The sequence below is a fragment of the Streptomyces sp. NPDC024555 genome (assembly GCF_055559335.1).
On record NZ_JBVHKV010000002.1, the window covers coordinates 614,739 to 632,465 of the forward strand.

At 74.4% G+C, this 17,727-nt stretch carries 10 protein-coding genes; 3 read left to right on the forward strand and 7 right to left on the reverse strand.

The features are described from left to right. Positions 1-10: 10 nt before the first annotated feature. Together ACZ4FH_RS05365 and ACZ4FH_RS05370 are read right to left on the reverse strand one after the other, a co-directional pair. Positions 11-3,538 carry an ATP-dependent helicase gene (locus tag ACZ4FH_RS05365; protein WP_467302388.1) on the reverse strand — a complete coding sequence of 1,176 codons (3,528 nt, stop codon included), beginning with the start codon at positions 3,536-3,538 and terminating at the stop codon, positions 11-13. A gap of 291 nt (positions 3,539-3,829) precedes the next feature. Continuing rightward, entirely contained in the window at positions 3,830-4,210 is a 381-nt protein-coding gene (locus ACZ4FH_RS05370) for an MGMT family protein (protein ID WP_383634724.1), read from the reverse strand. Between the two features lie 221 nt (positions 4,211-4,431). Here ACZ4FH_RS05370 and ACZ4FH_RS05375 point away from each other — a divergent pair, with 221 nt between their 5' ends. From ACZ4FH_RS05375 to ACZ4FH_RS05385, 3 genes are all read left to right on the forward strand, one after another. Continuing rightward, entirely contained in the window at positions 4,432-7,161 is a 2,730-nt protein-coding gene (locus ACZ4FH_RS05375) for a lysylphosphatidylglycerol synthase domain-containing protein (protein WP_467302391.1), read from the forward strand. A gap of 75 nt (positions 7,162-7,236) precedes the next feature. Next, positions 7,237-8,844, forward strand: a complete 1,608-nt coding sequence (locus tag ACZ4FH_RS05380) for an alpha/beta hydrolase (RefSeq protein WP_467302393.1) — start codon at positions 7,237-7,239, stop codon at positions 8,842-8,844. A 70-nt stretch (positions 8,845-8,914) separates the two neighbouring features. Next, positions 8,915-10,513, forward strand: a complete 1,599-nt coding sequence (locus ACZ4FH_RS05385) for an alpha/beta hydrolase (RefSeq protein ID WP_467302395.1) — start codon at positions 8,915-8,917, stop codon at positions 10,511-10,513. A gap of 73 nt (positions 10,514-10,586) precedes the next feature. Here the strand turns inward: ACZ4FH_RS05385 and moeZ are convergent, their stop codons facing one another. From moeZ to ACZ4FH_RS05410, 5 genes are all read right to left on the reverse strand, one after another. Continuing rightward, a complete protein-coding gene (gene moeZ, locus ACZ4FH_RS05390; RefSeq protein ID WP_467302397.1) occupies positions 10,587-11,765 on the reverse strand; it encodes an adenylyltransferase/sulfurtransferase MoeZ in 1,179 nt (392 codons plus the stop codon). Positions 11,766-11,850: 85 nt separating this feature from the next. Further along, positions 11,851-12,702 (reverse strand): spherulation-specific family 4 protein, encoded by an 852-nt coding sequence (locus ACZ4FH_RS05395; protein WP_467302399.1) that lies wholly within the window; start codon positions 12,700-12,702, stop codon positions 11,851-11,853. Next, complete coding sequence (locus ACZ4FH_RS05400; protein ID WP_467302401.1) at positions 12,690-13,655, reverse strand: NAD-dependent epimerase/dehydratase family protein; 966 nt, start codon at positions 13,653-13,655, stop codon at positions 12,690-12,692. Before ACZ4FH_RS05400 ends, ACZ4FH_RS05395 begins: the two co-directional genes overlap by 13 nt. 133 nt (positions 13,656-13,788) lie before the next feature. Continuing rightward, positions 13,789-15,024: a hypothetical protein gene (locus ACZ4FH_RS05405; protein WP_467302403.1), complete on the reverse strand. Its 1,236-nt coding sequence runs from the start codon at positions 15,022-15,024 to the stop codon at positions 13,789-13,791. Between the two features lie 694 nt (positions 15,025-15,718). Further along, positions 15,719-17,527 carry a glycosyltransferase gene (locus tag ACZ4FH_RS05410; RefSeq protein WP_467302405.1) on the reverse strand — a complete coding sequence of 603 codons (1,809 nt, stop codon included), beginning with the start codon at positions 17,525-17,527 and terminating at the stop codon, positions 15,719-15,721. Positions 17,528-17,727 lie beyond the last annotated feature (200 nt).

The following is a 17,727-nucleotide window of genomic DNA, read 5'->3' on the forward strand; positions in this document are numbered from 1 at the left end:
CGGGCGGGCCTCACTCCACGATGTGCCGGCCCTCCGGCCGCGCGCTGCACGAGGCGCGGAACGCGCAGTGGGTGCAGTGCTGGCCGGCCGACGGGGTGAAGCGCTCGTCCAGGACCCGTCCCGCGGCGGTCGCCAGGAGGTCGGAGACCCACTCGGTGTCGGGCGGCTGCTGGGACTGCACCTTGGGCGCGGTGTCGCCGCCCTCCTTCTTGGGGGCGGCCTGGCGCAGCTGGACGAGTTCGGCGCCGCCGGACTCGGGGCGGGTGCCGTCGAAGACCTCGTCGACGGCGCCCTCCCGCACGGCGAGCTGGTAGACGGCGAGCTGCGGGTGGCGGGCCACCTCGTCCTTCGTCGGGGCCTGCTTGCCGGTCTTGAAGTCGACGACGTAGGCCCGGCCCTCGGCGTCGCGCTCGACCCGGTCCATGGAGCCCCGGATGCGCACCTCGTACTCCCCCGCCTCCAGCGTCACGTCGAAGTCGTGCTCGCTGGCGACCGGGGTGCGGCCGGCGCGGTCCATGACGTGCCAGCGCAGGAAGCGTTCGAGGGCGACACGGGCCTGCTCCTTCTCCTGCCCCGACTTCCAGGGGGCGTCGAAGGCGAGCCCGTCCCAGACCGAGTCGAGCCGTTCCAGGAGGACGGCCAGATCCGCGGGCGTACGGCCGGAGGCCACCTCGTCGGCCAGGACGTGGACGACGTTGCCGAAGCCCTGGGCGGCGGTCGCCGGGGCGTCGGCCTTCACCTCGCGGCCCAGGAACCACTGGAGCGCGCAGGTGCGGGCCAGCTGGTCCAGGGCGCTGCCGGAGAGGGTCACCGGCTGGTCCCGGTCGCGCAGCGCAACGGACGAGCGGGTCGGTTCGTGCAGCCCCCACCACCGGTACGGGTGGGCCGAGGGGACGAGCGGCTGCCCCTCGTCGTCGGCGAGCGCGGCGAGCCGGGCGAGGCGGTGGGCGGCGGCCTCGCGCAGCGCTTCGGAGGCCTCGGGGTCGACGGTGGTGGCGCGCAGTTCGGCGACGAGCGCGGCGACGGCGAGGGGGCGGCGCGGGCGGCCGGTGACGTCGCGGGGCTCGACGCCCAGCTCGGTGAGGAAGCGGGAGGGCTGGTCGCCGTCGTCGGCCGGGGCCTTGACCGCCGTGACGACGAGGCGGTCGCGGGCGCGGGTCGCCGCCACGTAGAAGAGCCGGCGCTCCTCGGCGAGCAGCGCGCCCGGGGTGAGGGGTTCGGCGATGCCGTCGCGGCCGATCCGGTCCGCTTCGAGCAGTGAACCGCGCCGCCGCAGGTCCGGCCAGAGCCCTTCCTGCACCCCGGCGACGACGACGAGGTGCCATTCCAGGCCCTTGGAGCGGTGGGCGGTCATCAGGCGGACGGCGTCGGGCCGCACCGCGCGGCGGGTGAGGGTGTCGGCGGCGATGTCCTGGGCGTCGACCTCTTCGAGGAAGTTGAGCGCGCCCCGCCCCCCGGTGCGTTCCTCCGCGCGGGCCGCGGTCTCGAAGAGGGCGCACACCGCGTCGAGGTCGCGGTCCGCGTTGCGCCCGGCGGCGCCCCCGCGCAGGGCCGCGCGCTCCAGCCTGGCCGGCCACGGAGTGCCCGACCACAGCTCCCACAGGGCCTCCTCGGCGGTGCCGCCGCGCTCCAGCAGCTCGCGCGCCGCGCGCAGCAGCGCGCCGAGGCGCTGGGCGCCGCGGGCGTACGCCGGATCGTGCGTCACCAGCCGCTCCGGTTCGGCGAGCGCGCGGGCGAGCAGTTCGCCGGAGGGCGCGGGCAGCCGGTTGCCCGCGTCGCGCTCCTCGTCGCGCAGGGCACGGCCCAGCCGGCGCAGATCGGCGGCGTCCATGGCGCCCAGCGGCGAGGAGAGCAGGGTCAGCGCGGTCTCGGTGTCCAGCCAGGAGGTGACGGGCCGGGCTTCGGACGCCGCTTCGGTCGCCGCCTCGGTCGCCGCTTCGGTCCCGGTGGCACTGTCAGCCACGTCAGCGCCACCGGCCTCGGCGGCATCACCGGTCCTGTCGGCATCACCGGCTCCGTCGGCCTCACCGGTTCCGATGGCACCTTCAGCCCCGTCGGCACCACCGGCCCCGTCGGCACCGCCCGCCGCTTCCGCCTCCGTGTCCCGGCCCCGTCGCAGCGCGGCCTTCGCGACCGTGCGCAGTGCGGTCAGCAGGGGGGCGACCGCCGGTTCGTGGCGCAGGGCCAGGTCGTCGCCGTCGACCTCCAGGGGAACGCCCGCCGAGGTCAGGGCGCGGCGGACGGCGGGGATCGTCCGGCCGCCGGCCCTCACCAGCACGGCCATCTCGCGCCACGGCACCCCGTCCTCCAGATGGGCCCGGCGCAGCAGATCGGCGATGTTCTCCAGTTCGGCGGAGGCGGTCGGGTAGGTGTACGTCTCCACGCTGCCGCCCTCGCGGACGGCGGCCAGCTCGCGGTGGGCGCGGACCTTCGCCGACGGCAGCCGGTTGAGGGGCATCCGCCGGGTCAGCAGCCGGGTCGCGGCCAGCACCGCCTCGCCGGAGCGGCGCGAGGTGGTGAGGACGCCGACGGGGGCGGGGGCGCCGTCGGCGCGGCGGAAGCGCTCGGGGAAGTCCAGGATGCCGTTCACATCGGCGCCCCGGAACGCGTAGATCGACTGGTCCGGGTCGCCGAACGCGATCAGGTCCCGGCCCCCGCCGCCGCCCGGGGTGCTCCCCCGGTTCCCGGCCAGCGCGTGCAGCAGCCGGACCTGGGCCGGGTCGGTGTCCTGGTACTCGTCGACGAGGACGGTGTCGTAGCGGCCGGCCAGCAGCGCCGCCACCTCCGGGCGCTCGGCGAGGAGCACGGCCCGGTGGACCAGCTCCGCGTAGTCGAGCACCCCCTGGGCGTCCAGGACGTCCAGGTACTCGGCGAGGAAGGCGGCGGCGGCGCCCCAGTCGGGGCGGCCGGTGCGGCGGGCGAAGTCCGCGAGCGCGTCGGGGCCGAGGCCCAGCTCACGGCTGCGGGCGAGCACCGCGCGCACCTCGTCGGCGAAACCGCGCGTGGTCAGACAGGCGCGCAGCTCCTCGGGCCAGCGGATGCCGGAGAGCCCCTCCTTCTCCAGGTCGAGCTGGCCGGCCAGCAGCTCGCGGACGGTGACGTCCTGTTCGGGGCCGGAGAGCAGCCGCAGCGGGTCGGCGAACAGATCGGCGTCCTGATGGGCGCGGACCAGGGCGTAGCAGAAGGAGTGGAAGGTGGTGGCCTGCGGGCCGCGGAGGGCGCCGAGCCGGGCGGCCATGCGGTCGCGGAGTTCGACGGCGGCCTTGCGGCTGAAGGTGAGGATCAGCATCCGGGCCGGGTCGGCGCCCCGGTCGACGCGGGCCGCGACGGCCTCGACGAGCGTGGTGGTCTTGCCGGTGCCGGGACCGGCGAGGACCAGCAGCGGTCCGCCGGGGTGATCAACCACGGCGCGCTGCGCCGCGTCCAGGAGGGGGGGCTCCACGGAGCCCGGCCGGGTGCGCACCAGACGGTACGCGCCCGCGGTCCGGCGCCGTGTCGGACGGTGCGGACTGTGCCGGGTGGTGGAGGAGGAGCTCACGTGGGGATCGCCGGTCCTGGTGGGTCTGCGGGGCTGCTGGGCTTGCCGGGGTTCGGGGTGCGGCGGATGCCGCGAACTGACGACGCTACTCCGGCCGGGGCCCGGATCGGGGCGGGACGGATGCGTGGATCGTCACGTTCCGCCGGGGCGCCGGGGTGCGGGCCGCCGTCGCCCGGTGGTTCCGGCCCGGCGCGGGCGCCCGAGGGGGCGCGCGGCGCGCGTACGCCCCGTACTCCCTGTACGTCGTACGGACCCGGCTCCGCCGGTTGGGCGTCCGGATGGCCGAAGCTGTCAGGTGTGAGCTTCCCCGCCGGCACCGGCCGGCCCCCCGGGCACGCCGTCCCACCGCGCGCGCCGCATGTCGAGGCGCGGCACGTGCCCCTGCGCCGCGCGCGGGGCCTCGCGCAGCGGGGTGTTTTCCTCGCGGTAGTGATCCAGCGCACGCAGTTCGTGGCCGGGGAGCAGCGTCCCGTCGGCGCGGACCACCCGCCACCACGGCACCGCGGCCCCGTACAGCGCCATGGCCCGGCCGACCTGGCGCGGTCCGCCGTCGCCCAGCCACTCCGCGACGTCGCCGTAGGTCATGACGCGGCCGGGCGGGATCAGTTCGGCGACGTCGAGCACGCGCTCCGCGTACTCCGGCAGCGCGTCGGCGGTCGAAGGTTCGCTCATCCGGCCCATCCTGCCGTACGCCACCGACAGTGCGGGCGGACCCGCGTCCACGTCCCCGGGAAGTGTGCGGGCGGGGGGAATGGAGCGTATGTTGCGCATCGCGCATCGGGGCATCCCACCCTGATGCCCCCCTCCGCGGGGCGACCGTGCCACCATCGTGCGGACGGTGACCGGTGATACGAGACCACGAAGACCCATCAGAGGCGACGAAGGAGCAGGGCGTGCAGCCACCGAAGGCGGCCGACGCCTCTGATGCCGAGCCGCGCCCCCAGGAGGCGGAGCGGCAGCTGGACACGGCACCGCGGGACCCCGCGGAGCATCCGTCCGGGTCGACGCTCGCGACCGCCGACGAGACGGGTGCCGACCGGGTCTCGGGCGACGAACCGCTGCTGCCCGCCCGGGTGCACCGCCCCTCCGATCTGCTGCGGCTGCTCGTCGGCGTGCTGGCGATCGTCGTGCTGTTCTCCGTCGCCGCGTTCGCCCACGGCACCACGACCGGCCTCGAACAGGACATCAACAAGGGCACCGGCCAGGCGCCCGACCTCCTCATCAAGCTGGCCGGTCTGGTCTCCAGCATCGCCGTGCTGCTCGTCCCGGTGGCCTTCGCCATCGAGCGGCTGGTCAAACGCGACGGGCTGCGGATCGCCGACGGGGTGCTGGCCGCCGTGCTGGCGCACGGGGTGACGCTCGCCACGGACCTCTGGGTGTCCAAGTCCGCCTCCGGCACCATCCAGGACGCGCTGACCCAGCCGCAGCCCGGCGCCGAACTGACCGATCCGGTCCACGGCTATCTCGCCCCGGTGATCGCTTATATGACGGCCGTCGGCATGGCGAGACGGCCGCGCTGGCGGGTCGTGCTGTGGATGGTGCTGCTGCTGGACGCCTTCACCATGCTCGTGGGCGGGTTCACGACACCGCTCTCCATCATCCTGACCGTGCTCATCGGCTGGACCGTCGCGTACGGCACGCTGTACGCGGTCGGCTCGCCCAACGTCCGGCCGACCGGCCAGCATCTGATGGCCGGGCTGCGCCACGTGGGTTTCCGTCCGGTCAGCGCCATACGGGCCGAGGACGCGCCGGACTTCGTCGACCAGGGCGACCGGGGGCGCCGCTATCTGGTCTCGCTGGAGGACGGACCGCCGCTGGACGTGACGGTCGTGGACCGCGAGCAGCAGGCCCAGGGCTTCTTCTACCGGGTGTGGCGCCGGCTGACGCTGCGCGGCATCACCCAGCGGCGGTCGATCCAGTCGCTGCGCCAGGCCCTGGAGCAGGAGGCGCTGCTCGCGTACGCGGCGATCGCCGCCGGGGCCAACGCCCCCAAGCTGATCGCCACCTCCGAGCTGGGCCCGGACGCCGTGATGCTGGTCTACGAGCACATCGGCGGGCGCTCCCTGGACGCGCTGGAGGACGACGAGATCACCGACGCGCTGGTGCGCGGTGCCTGGCACCAGGTGAAGGCGCTCCAGTCGCGGCGCATCGCGCACCGCAGGCTCACGGGCGACGCCGTGCTGGTGGATCGTTTTGGCACGGTCTTCGTCACCGATCTGCGCGGCGGCGAGATCGCCGCGGGCGATCTGGTCCTGCGGATGGACGTGGCGCAGCTGCTCACCACGACGGGGCTGCGGATCGGTCCCGAGCGGGCGGTGGCGGCGGCGCTGGAGGTGCTGGGGCCGGACGCCGTCGCGGACTGTCTGCCGCTGCTCCAGCCCATCGCGCTCAGCCGGTCCACCCGGGCGCAGCTGCGCCGGCTGGCCCGGGAGCGTTCGCAGCGCGAGCGCGAGGCCGTGCTGGAGGCGTCGGACGCGGCGAAGCGGGCGCGGGCGCACGACGCGGAGCTGGCCAGGGGCACCGGGCGCAAGGCCGCCCGCAAGTCGCAGCGCACCGAGAAGCAGGCCGAGAAACGGGCCATGGACGACGCGCTGGACGGCGCCCGCGAGGAGGATCTGCTCTCCCGGATCCGCCAGGAGGTGCTGCTGATCCGGCCGCAGGCCCCGGTCGAGCCGGTCCGGCTGGAGCGGATCAAGCCGCGCACCCTGTTCAGCTTCATCGCCGGTGCCATCGCCGCGTACTTCCTGATCTCGCAGGTCACCGAGGCCGACTTCGGGGCCGTGGTGGAGCAGGCGGAATGGGGCTGGGTGGCGGCGGCGCTCGGTTTCTCGGCGCTCAGCTATGTGGCGGCGGCGATGAGTCTGCTGGGCTTCGTGCCCGAGCGGGTGCCGTTCGGGAAGACGGTGCTGGCCCAGGTGGCCGGTTCGTTCGTGAAGATCGTGGCACCGGCCGCGGTGGGCGGGGTGGCGCTGAACACCCGCTTCCTCCAGCGGTCGGGGGTGCGTCCGGGGCTGGCGGTGGCCAGTGTCGGCGCCTCGCAGCTGTTCGGTCTCGGCTGCCACATCGTGCTGCTGGCCGCGTTCGGCTATCTGACGGGGACGGAGAAGACGCCGTCCTCGCTCACCCCGTCCAGGACGGTGATCGCGGGTCTGCTGACGGTCGCGGTGCTGGTGCTGGTGGTGACGGCCATCCCGTTCCTGCGGAAGTTCGTGGTGACCCGGGTGCGGTCGCTGTTCGCGGGCGTCGTGCCGCGCATGCTGGACGTGGTGCAGCGGCCGCAGAAGCTGCTCACCGGGATCGGCGGGATGCTGCTGCTGACCGGTGTGTTCGTGATGTGTCTGGACGCCTCGGTCCGGGCGTTCAGCGGTCCGGACACCCCGCACCTCAGCTACGCGAGCATCGCGGTGGTCTTCCTGGCAGGCAACGCGCTGGGCTCGGCGGCCCCGACACCGGGCGGCATGGGCGCGGTCGAGGGCGCGCTGACGCTGGGTCTGATCGCGGTCGGTCTGCCCAAGGAGGTCGCCGCGCCCGCCGTTCTGCTGTTCCGCCTGATGACGCTGTGGCTGCCGGTGCTCCCGGGCTGGCTGTGCTTCAACCATCTGACCCGCAAGGGCGAGCTGTAGGACCGGCCCCGGCCGGTTGACCCGCATGGACCGGCGCCCCGTGCACCCCCCGGGGCGCCGCCGCACGATGGGGTGATGAGGACCTCCCCCGCCCTGCGTGCCGCCGCCCTCGCCGCCACCGCGACCGTGCTCCTTCCGCTCACCGGCTGTTCGGACGGCGGTGACAAGGAGAGCACCGAGCTGCCGGACGGGACGGTGCGCACGGCCGAGATCGTGGCCGCGTCCACCACCCCGTCCTCGCTCGCCTCGCAGAGCCTGACGTGGTCGCCGTGCCCGGCCCCCTCGCAGGCCCAGGGCGGCGGTGCCTCGCCCACGCCGCTGCCGGGCGGGGCCGTGTGGGAGTGCGCGTTCATGAAGGCCCCGCGCGACTACGCGCGCCCGGACGGCGACACCATCGAACTGGCCCTCGTCCGCGCCCGTGCCCTCGACGGGAAGAAGCGGATCGGCTCGCTCGTCTTCAACTTCGGCGGCCCCGGCGCCTCCGGCGTCGCCACGCTGCCCGCCTTCGGCACCACGTACGACAAGCTCCGCACCCGCTACGACCTGGTGAGCTTCGATCCGCGCGGGGTCGGCCGCAGCGCCGCGGTGGAGTGCGAGGACGACGCGCAGCTCGACAAGCGCTTCCAGGGCGACGGGACGCCGGACACCCCGGCCGAGGAGAAGGCGTTCACCGAGCAGACGAAGACGTACGCGGCGGCCTGCGAGAAGAACTCCGGCAAGGAACTGCCCTTCGTGGGCACGACGAACGCGGCCCGCGACATGGATCTGATGCGCCAGGTCCTCGGGGACGACAAGCTGCACTACTTCGGCATCTCGTACGGCACCGAACTGGGCGGCGTCTACGCGCACCTGTTTCCCGAGAAGGTGGGCCGGGCGGTCCTGGACGCGGTCGTCGACCCGACCGAGGACGCCGAGGAGTCGGCCCTCGGCCAGGCCAGGGGCTTCCAGCTCGCCCTGGACAACTTCGCGAAGGACTGTGTGGACCGGGGCGACGCCTGCAAACTGCCCGGCGCCACCCCGCAGGAGGTCGAGCAGGGGGTCGCGGTCCTCCTCGACCAGCTGGAGAAGCGGCCGATCGCGGGGCTGGGCGACCGGAAGCTGACGCAGACCCAGGCCACCACCGGCATCGCGGCCGCCCTGTACTCCAAGGAGACCTGGCCGCTGCTGGAACAGGGCCTGGACGAGGCCGACGGGGGCAACGGCGGACTGCTCCTGGCCCTCGCGGACTCCCTCAACGGCCGCTCCGAGGACGGCCACTACGACAACTCCGCCGCGGCCAACACCGCCATCAACTGCGCCGACTCCAAGCAGCGGTTCACCCTGGACACGACGAAGGAGAAGCTTCCCGCCTTCCGCGAGGCCTCGCCGGTCTTCGGCGACTACCTCGGCTGGGGCCTGATGGGCTGCACCGACTGGCCGGTCGAGGGCGTCTGGAACCACCCGGACGTCAGCGCCCCGGGCGCGGCCCCGGTCCTCGTCATCGGCAACACCGGCGACCCGGCCACCCCGTACGCGGGCGCGCGGGCGATGGCGCGGGCCCTGGGCGACGGCGTCGGTGTGGAGATGACGTACCGGGGCGAGGGCCACGGTGCGTACAACAGCAAGAACGCCTGTGTGCAGAAGGCGGTGGGCGGCTATCTGCTGGACGGGAAGGTGCCGCCGGCCGGAACGGTGTGCGGTTAGCCGGGTCCCGGGCCGCGCCTACGATGGGGCGCACTGCCGGAGCGGCAGTCACAGGGGGAGGGACGTACACGTGGTCGTACACGCACGGACCGGGGCGCTGGCCGCCGTCGCACTGCTGCTGGCGGGGGCGCTCGCGGGCTGCGGGGACGGGTCGGACGACAAGCCGGGTGAGCGGGCGGACGGCGGTGGGGCGTCGTCGTCGCCTTCCCCGGCCGGGTCCCCCTCCTCCGCCGCGTCGGCCTCGCCCACCGCGGACGCCGCGCGGCCGCTGCCCGCCTCGCTCACCGGTCAGCGCCTGGACTGGAAGCGCTGCAAGGCCCCCGAGGGCGACAGCGCCCCGGGCTCGGCGTGGCGGTGCACGACGGTCCGCGTGCCGCTGGACTACGCCAGGCCCGACGGGGACACCATCGGCATCGCGCTGATCCGCAAGGCGGCCCGGGACAAGGGGCGCCGGCTCGGCTCGATGCTGTTCAACTTCGGCGGCCCCGGCGGCTCCGGGGTGTCGATCCTGCCGCGCGCCGCCGGGGGCTACGGGACGCTGAACACCCGCTACGACCTGGTGGGCTTCGACCCGCGCGGGGTGGAGCGGAGCGCCGGGGTGCGCTGCCGGAGCGACCGCGAGCAGGACATCGCGTACCGGGACGTCGACATGACGCCGGACACGGCGGCCGAGGCGGCGGCGTTCATGAAGGACGGCGCGGACTTCGGGGCGGGGTGCGCGCGTCTCTCGGGCAAGGTCCTGCCGCATGTCACCACGACGAACGCGGCCCGTGACATGGACCTGATCCGGCAGGTGCTCGGCGACCGGAAGCTGACGTACTTCGGGATGTCGTACGGGACGGAGCTGGGCGGCACGTACGCGCACCTGTTCCCGGAGCGTGTGGGGCGGACCGTCCTCGACGCCGTCGTCGACCCGACCGCCGACAGCACGGGCCACGCCCGCAACCAGACGATCGGCTTCCAGCGGGCGCTGGACAACTATCTGAAGGACCGCGGGCAGGACCCGGCGAAGGGCACCCGGCGGATCGCCGCCCTGCTGAAGCGGATCGACGCGAAACCGCTGCCGACCGGGACGAGCCGCACGCTCAACGAGTCGATGGCGATCACCGGGATCGTGCTGCCGCTGTACTCGAAGGAGAGCTGGCCGACGCTCACCCAGGCCCTCGACGAGGCGGAGGGCGGCCGGGGCTCGATGCTGCTGCGGCTCGCCGACTCGTACAACGGCCGGGACGACAGCGGGCGCTACGACACCCAGAACCACGCGCAGCGGGCGATCTCCTGCGCGGACAGCAAGGCCCGGCCGACGGTGGAGCAGGCGAAGGCGCTGCTGCCGGAGTTCACCCGGATCTCCCCGGTCTTCGGTCCGTTCCTGGCCTGGGACACGGCGGGCTGGTGCTCGGGCTGGCCGGTGGCGGGCGAGCACCTCACCCCGGAGGCGAGCGCCCCCGGCGCCGGTCCGGTCCTGGTCGTCGGGACGACGGGCGATCCGGCGACGCCGTACGAGGGCGCCCGCAGGATGGCCGACAAGCTCGGCAAGGGCGTGGGCGTGCTGGTCACCAACAAGGGTGAGGGGCACGGTGCCTACGGCGGCAACAGCTGTGTGACCACGACGGTCGACGCGTACTTCCTGAACGGGAAGGTGCCGAAGTACGGCACGACCTGTTCCTGACGGGCCCGCGTTCCGGACACGGCGAAGGGGCCGGTCCGCACCCTGCGGTGCGGACCGGCCCCTTCGCGTCGTTCTAGTACACCGGCTTCTCGGGCTCGATCTGGTTGACCCAGCCGATCACGCCGCCGCCGACGTGCACCGCGTCGGCGAAGCCCGCCGACTTGAGGACCGCGAGGACCTCGGCGCTGCGGACGCCGGTCTTGCAGTTCAGGACGATGCGGCGGTCCTGCGGGAGGTCCTGGAGGGCGTTGCCCATCAGGAACTCGTTCTTCGGGATCAGCGTCGCGCCCGGGATCGAGACGATCTCGAACTCGTTCGGCTCGCGGACGTCGATGATCTCGATCTTCTCGTCGGCGTCGATCCACTCCTTGAGCTGCTTGGGAGTGATCGTGGAACCGGCCGCCGCCTCCTGGGCCTCCTCGGACACGACGCCGCAGAAGGCCTCGTAGTCGATGAGCTCGGTGACGGTGGGGTTCTCGCCGCAGACCGCGCAGTCCGGGTCCTTGCGGATCTTGACCTGGCGGTACTGCATCTCCAGGGCGTCGTAGATCATCAGCCGGCCGACCAGCGGGTCGCCGATGCCGGCGAGCAGCTTGATGGCCTCGTTGACCTGGATGGAGCCGATGGAGGCGCAGAGCACACCGAGGACACCGCCCTCGGCGCAGGACGGCACCATGCCCGGCGGGGGCGGCTCCGGGTAGAGGCAGCGGTAGCAGGGACCGTGCTCGGACCAGAAGACGGACGCCTGGCCGTCGAACCGGTAGATCGAGCCCCAGATGTACGGCTTGTTCAGCAGGACGGCCGCGTCGTTGACGAGATAGCGGGTGGCGAAGTTGTCCGTGCCGTCCACGATCAGGTCGTACTGGGAGAAGATGTCCATCACGTTGTCGGCTTCCAGCCGCTCCTCGTGAAGGACCACGTTGACCAGGGGGTTGATCCCCTGCACGGTCTCCTTGGCCGACAGGGCCTTGGACTTGCCGATGTCACCCTGGCTGTGGATGACCTGGCGCTGCAGGTTCGACTCGTCGACCTCGTCGAACTCCACGATGCCGAGCGTGCCGACACCGGCGGCGGCCATGTACATCAGGGCCGGCGAACCGAGGCCGCCGGCGCCGACACAGAGCACCTTCGCGTTCTTCAGCCGCTTCTGCCCGTCCATCCCGACGTCCGGGATGATCAGGTGGCGGGAGTACCTGCGGACCTCGTCGACGGTGAGCTCAGCAGCTGGCTCGACCAGGGGTGGCAGCGACACAGGAACCTCAACAATGCAGGTGGTCGGTTTCTACGTACTTCGACTACGTACGGTTGTTCTTGCCGTAACACTGCCACGCCCCTTCTCATTCCGAGATAGGAGGTCCGATCCGCGAGACGATTTCGTCCCAGTACCTGGGCAGCGTCGCGAATGGATCGGTTTGTCCGGGTCCGCTGCCGGGTGCGCCGCCGGGTGCGGTGTCCGTGGTCCGGTCCGTGAAGAAGATCGTCCCGGCGCCCTGCCAGCGGGCGATCCGCATCGCCTCGTCCAGATGGGTGCGCGGCACCCCGTGGACGAAGTGGGCGAAGCGGCTCGGCGGATAGTCGGCGGTCCACTCCGCCACCTGCGACCAGCGGTAGTCGGACCAGGCGCCGCGGAAGGTGACGAGCTGGTCGGCGGCCTCCGCGTATCCGGGATACGGGTGGGTGTCGTGCCCCAGCACCAGATGGCCGCGGCGCCCGCCGCCGGTGTCCGCCAGGAAGGCGGCGAGCGTGGCGGTGAGGCGCCGCACGCCCGGCAGGCCGGGGCGGCCGGCCGGGCAGCGGTCGAGGTAGAAGCCGTCGACGCGGTACCACTCCAGATAGCAGCGGGCGTCGTCGAGCAGTTCGCCGAAGGGGCGGGTGCCGTGCCCGAGGTCGAGCCGGCCCAGCAGCCGGCCGGCCGAGGCGCGGACGGCGTCGCGCGGTCCGGCGTCGTGCTCCGCCCGCTCCCTGGCGTTGCGCAGCCGGCCCGCGGCGTCCAGGCAGTGCGGGTCGGGGCGGGTCCCCGGGCCGTTGTCGACGTCGAGGACAGCCCAGTGCAGCGGGGTGCCGGGGCGGGCCAGCTCGGCCCATTCGGCCGGGGCCAGCAGCGGATGGGCGCAGCCGGGGACGCCGAAGCCGAACCGTTCGGTGCCACCGGCCCGGGGGACGGTGCCGGTACGGGTCAGATACGGCACGCCGCCTCCATCCAGATATCGGCCAGCGACTCCTCCAGATTGATCCGGGGGCGCCAGCCGAGCCGGTCGCGCGCGGTGCGCACGTCCGCCTGCTGCCAGGCGCCGCAGCCGTCCGGGTAGGGGGAGGGCGTCGCGGAGAGGTGCTCCATGACCGATTCGGCGGAGGTGCGGGGGGCGCCGATGGGCAGCCGGGCGGGGGGCGTGTCCAGTTCGTGGAGTGCGCCCGCGTATCCGGCGACCTTGGCGAGGACGGCCGCCGCGTCGCGCAGGCGCACGGCGCGGCCGGTACCGATGTTGACGACGCCCTGGGCGGCGGAGAGCGAGGCGGCGTGCACGGCGCGCGCGACGTCGCGCACATCGACGAAGTCGCGCTGGACGCCGAGTCCGCTGAGTTTCAGCTCGCCGTCGCCCGCCTGCATGGCCCGGCGCATCGCCTCGGCGAGCCGGCCGAGCGGGGAGCCGGCCGGGGTGCCGGGGCCGACCGGCGAGAACACCCGCAGGACGACCGCGTCCAGGCCGGAGCCCAGGACCAGTTCGGTGGCGGCGAGCTTGCTGACGCCGTACGGGCCGCCGGGGCGCGGGATGGCGTCCTCGGCCGTGGAGGAGCCGGGCTGCGAGGGCCCGTACTCCGAGGAGCAGCCGACCTGGACCAGGCGGGCGGTGCAGCCGCTGCGCCGCATGGCCTCGCAGACGGTGGCGACGGCGACGGTGTTGTGCCGGGTCAGGTCGCGGGCGCCGCCCCGGATGGCGCCGGCGCAGTTGACGACGACTCCGGGGTGGACGGCGTCCAGGAAGCGGGTGAGCGCTCCGGGGCTGCCGCCCGCGAGGTCGAACCGCACGTCGGCGTCGTCGCCCCGGCCGAGCGCCGTGAGGTGGACGGCCGGGTCGGCGAGCAGCCGGTCGGCCACGAACCGGCCGAGGAAGCCGTTGGCTCCGAGCAGCAGCACCCTCATCGTGCGCCCCCTCGGTGCCGACGGCGGGCTGCCGGTGCGGGGTATTGGGGCGTCATGTCCGTTGTCTCCTTGGGGAAGTTGCGGTGGGGAGGGAAACCCGCGGCGTCGGCTCCGCGGGGCGTCTGGGGCCGCCTCAGACGGCGGTGTGGGCGGAGGCCCGGGAGAGGGCGGCCGTGGCGGTGACCAGCAGGCCGAGTGCGGCTGCGGCGCAGGCCAGAGCCGGTACGGCGCCGGTTCCCCCGGCCTCGACGAGCGCTCGCACGGGGCGGGCGACGAGGTCGAGTCCGGGCAGCCGGCCGGCCAGGACGAGGGCCGGGGCGGCGGCCTCGACGGCGCAGGCGACGCCGAGCCCGGTGGCGGCCGGCTCCGGGAAGCCGTGCACGGTGAGGAGCCGGGCCAGCAGGAGCAGTACGCCGAGCGCGGCGGCCCCGACGGCCGAACCGCCCGGTCCCGCCCCGATGCCCGCCAGATAGAGCAGGACGGCCAGCACGCAGAGGAAGGCGGCGACGGCGGCGAAGAGCAGGGGGCGCACCCCGGCGGCGAACTCCTCCAGCGCGCGGCTGCCGCGGAGCCGGCGGTGGGCGTGCACGGAGAAGAGGTGGGCGCACCAGGCGGCGGGGGCGAGCGCCACGGCGAGGCCGAGCAGCGGGGCCGGGGTGAGGTCCCACGGGCCCTCGGGTCCGCCGGTGAGCACCTGGTGGAGGAAGGCCTCGCCGTAGACGACGTAGCCGAGGAGCCAGCAGCAGAGGGGGCCGGTGGCGCCGGTGGTCCGGCCGTGGGCGCTGAGCGGGCCGCTGCGCAGGGCGACGGCGAGGCAGACGAGGGCGAGGAGCGCGCCGCCCCCGCCGACGGCGAGCCTGGCTCCGCCGCCGAGGACCCCGTCGGTGAGCCTCAGGGTCACGAAGGTCGCCAGGCAGGCGGCCCCGGGCAGCAGGGCCCGCAGCGACCAGGCGGCGCGCGTCTCGATGTCGCGCGCCGGAGCGCAGGGCGCCTCCGTGCTCTCCCCCGCCACCCCCGGGACCCGTGCGAAGAGTTCCTCGGCGAGCGAGAACACATCCCGGTGCCGGTAGCGGGCGGCGGTGCGGTCGGTGACGCCGTGGGCCTCCAGCCCGGCGGCGATCTCCAGCGGGTCGACGGCGCGTTCGCAGAGTGCGCGGTGCCGGTGCATCAGCGCCTTCACCGGGTCGACGGGTCCTCGGCGCCCGGTGGAGAGCCCGCGCGGCGCCCCGCCGCGACCGGTCCCGGGCGCGCGGTCGGCGGAAGCGTCGGGGTTCGCGTCGCCCGCAGGCAGGGAGTCGGCGTCGGGACCGCCCCGTGGGGCATCGGCGCTGGGACCGGTGTCGGTGTCGGTGTCGGTGTCGGTAGGCACGGCAGCGGCGTCGGTACGTACGGCAGCGGCCTGCACGGGATCGGCATCGGGATCGAGAGCGTCGGCGGGGCCGGGCCCGGGTGTTCCGGCGCGGGCGGGGCCGGGTGCTCCGGCACGGGCGGGCCCGGGTGCTCCGGCAGGGGCAGGCCCGGGTGCTCCGGCAGGGGCAGGCCCAGGTGCTCCGGCAGGGGCAGGCCCGGGTGCTCCGGCAGGGGCAGGCCCAGGTGTGCGCGAGGGCCGGGTCCCGTCCGCGCCCTGGGGCGCGTCGGCCTCGTCCGTGACGGGGGCCTCGCCGCTCGGGTCCAGGGCGGACACCGAATCGGACGCGGATCCCGCCGCGTCCGACACGGCTCCCGCCCGGTCGGGCGCAGATCCCGCCGCGTCCGGCGCGGGGCCACCACCGGTCCCCGTGCCGCTCCCGCTCCCGGCCCCGCTTCCGGGAGCCGCGGGGCCCTCGGAGCGCCCCCACGCCGGTTCCGAGAGGTCGGCGAGGTCGGCGACGAGCGTTCCGGCGGCCGTTCCGCCCGAGCGGTGCTCGCCGTTGGTGCTGGTCATCGGGGTGCCGAGTGGTTCGGGCACCTCGGTCGGGCGGCCCATCGTCGTTCCTCCGCGCTTGTCACCGGGGGCGCCGCACGCACCGGGTGCGCCGGCCGGTCCCGGTCGGTCCGGACGGCCGGTCGCGGCCGTCTCCTGGTCACACATCGCCGTCCCCCGCACCGCGCGCACCGGCGCCGACGCCCTGACCGGCCCAGCTCGGGGTCCGGTCGTCCACGTCCCGGCGGAACGGCGCGCCGTCCTCCGGCCAGAGCCCGAGGACATGGGCCTCCGGCGGGGTGGCGAAGGGGCGCGGCCCCTCGTCGGCCACGGGCCCGGGGACGGTGCGCACCGGCGACCGCGCGATCAGTTCCAGGTAAATGCCGCGAAATGCCGCGAGGTTCTGTTCGACGGTGAAGAGTTCGAGTGCGCGGGCGCGCGCCGCGGCGCCCAGGCGCGCACGGCGCTCGGGGTCGCGCAGCAGCGCCAGGCAGGCGTCCGCGAGCGCCCGGGGATTGCGCGGGGGCACCACCAGGCCCGTACCGCCGATCACCTCGACGACCGCGCCGACGTCCGTGGACACCGTGGCCCGGCCGCAGAACATGGCCTCGACCAGGCTGATGGGAAAGCCCTCGACCACGCTGGAGAGGACCACCACCCCGCCCGCGCCGTAGGCCTGAGCGAGGTCGGGGACCTCGGCGTCGCCGATCTCCTCGAAGGAGACCGGACTGTCCCCGACGGTGTGGGCGTCGGCCGCCTCGTCGGGGAAGAGCTGCTCGGCCAGGGCCCGGCAGCGGGCGAGATAGCCGGCGCCCTCCGGCCCCTGCGCCGCCGCGCCGATGATCCGCAGCCGGGCGCCGGGCTCGGCCCTGCGCACCTCGGCGAAGGCATGCAGCAGCCCGAGCAGGTCCTTGGCGGGCTCGATCCGCCCGACCCAGACCAGGGTGTCCGGTCCGCCGCCGTCCTCGCTCTCGCCGAGCGACGCGAAACGCGCGGACTCCATTCCGGGGTAGACGGTGCGCACCTTGGCCGGATCGGCGCCGCAGCGCTCCTGCCAGCGGCGGGCGTGGGTGTTGCCGGGGGTGATGAGCGCGGCCTGCCGGTAGACCTCGGCGGCGAGCCTGCCGTGGAAGTTGGCCAGGAGCGCGCGCACCGGCGCGCTCAGCGGCGCTCCGCCGGCCGCGAGGTAGTGCGCCCGGAGCTGGACGGCGTACTCGGTGACCAGCAGCGGCACCCCGAAGAAGCGTTTGGCCAGCAGCCCCGGGAGCGCGGCGGCGCCGCCCGAGGCCGCGTGGCAGAGGTCGACGGCGCCGAGGCTCTCGTCGTCGTACCAGTCGAGGGAGAGGGGACGCAGCACCCGGTCGAGTTCGGCGGCGAAGGCGAGGAGGTCGGGCACGGTGGCGGTCTGGACGGTGCGTCCGGTGCCCGGGGCGCGGCTCGCGGTCTCCAGGATCCGAACGGCGGTCTCGGAGCGGAGGGCGGTGGGCAGTCCACCGTGCTCGCAGGCCAGTTCGGCCAGTCCGTAGAGCCCTTCGGTGAACCGAGCGTCCGCGCGCCGCCGCGCCGCCGGGTCCGCGTCGGCGGCGGCCGGTGCCCCCTCGCGCCCGTCGCCGGTGGCGTCGGCCGCACAGACCGCGGTGGCCAGGGAGGTGAAGTGGGTGGTGAAGCGCCGCCGTTCGCGCCGTCCGTACGTCCGTGCGCTGCCGCCGTTCAGCAGCCGGGCGAGGAACCCCCGGGGGGCGTGCAGTCCGAGGGTGTCCTCGTCGGCGGTCCAGAGGGGGGCGGTGCGGACCCGGCTGACCTGCTCGGGGAGGCGGACCCAGCCCTGGGCCTCCTGCTCGGCGGTGCGGCTCAGCGCGAAGAGATCGAACTCGTGCTGTGCGAGACCGCGCACCAGACGGTCGCACCAGAGTCTGGACTCACCGGACGCATACGGATAACCACCGTCGGTGAGGAGTCCGATCCGCACGAGTACACCCCCGATCTCCCTTGTGGGCGGCCGCCGTTGGTTCGGCGACTCACAGCGGGACGACCGTAAGCGGATACGCCGGTGGTGGGGGGGGGGGGGGGGGGGGGGGGGGGCGCCCGCGGGCGGGGGGGGGGGGGGGGGGGGGGGGGGGGGGAGAAAAAACAAAAAGACAAAAAAAAAAAACGAAAAAAAAGTTGTAA

Excerpts from the sequence above, each read along its gene's own strand:
- ACZ4FH_RS05370 (WP_383634724.1), bottom strand. The coding sequence starts at position 4,210 with ATGAGCGAACCTTCGACCGCCGACGCGCTGCCGGAGTACGCGGAGCGC.
- ACZ4FH_RS05380 (WP_467302393.1), top strand. The coding sequence starts at position 7,237 with ATGAGGACCTCCCCCGCCCTGCGTGCCGCCGCCCTCGCCGCCACCGCG.
- ACZ4FH_RS05400 (WP_467302401.1), bottom strand. The coding sequence starts at position 13,655 with ATGAGGGTGCTGCTGCTCGGAGCCAACGGCTTCCTCGGCCGGTTCGTG.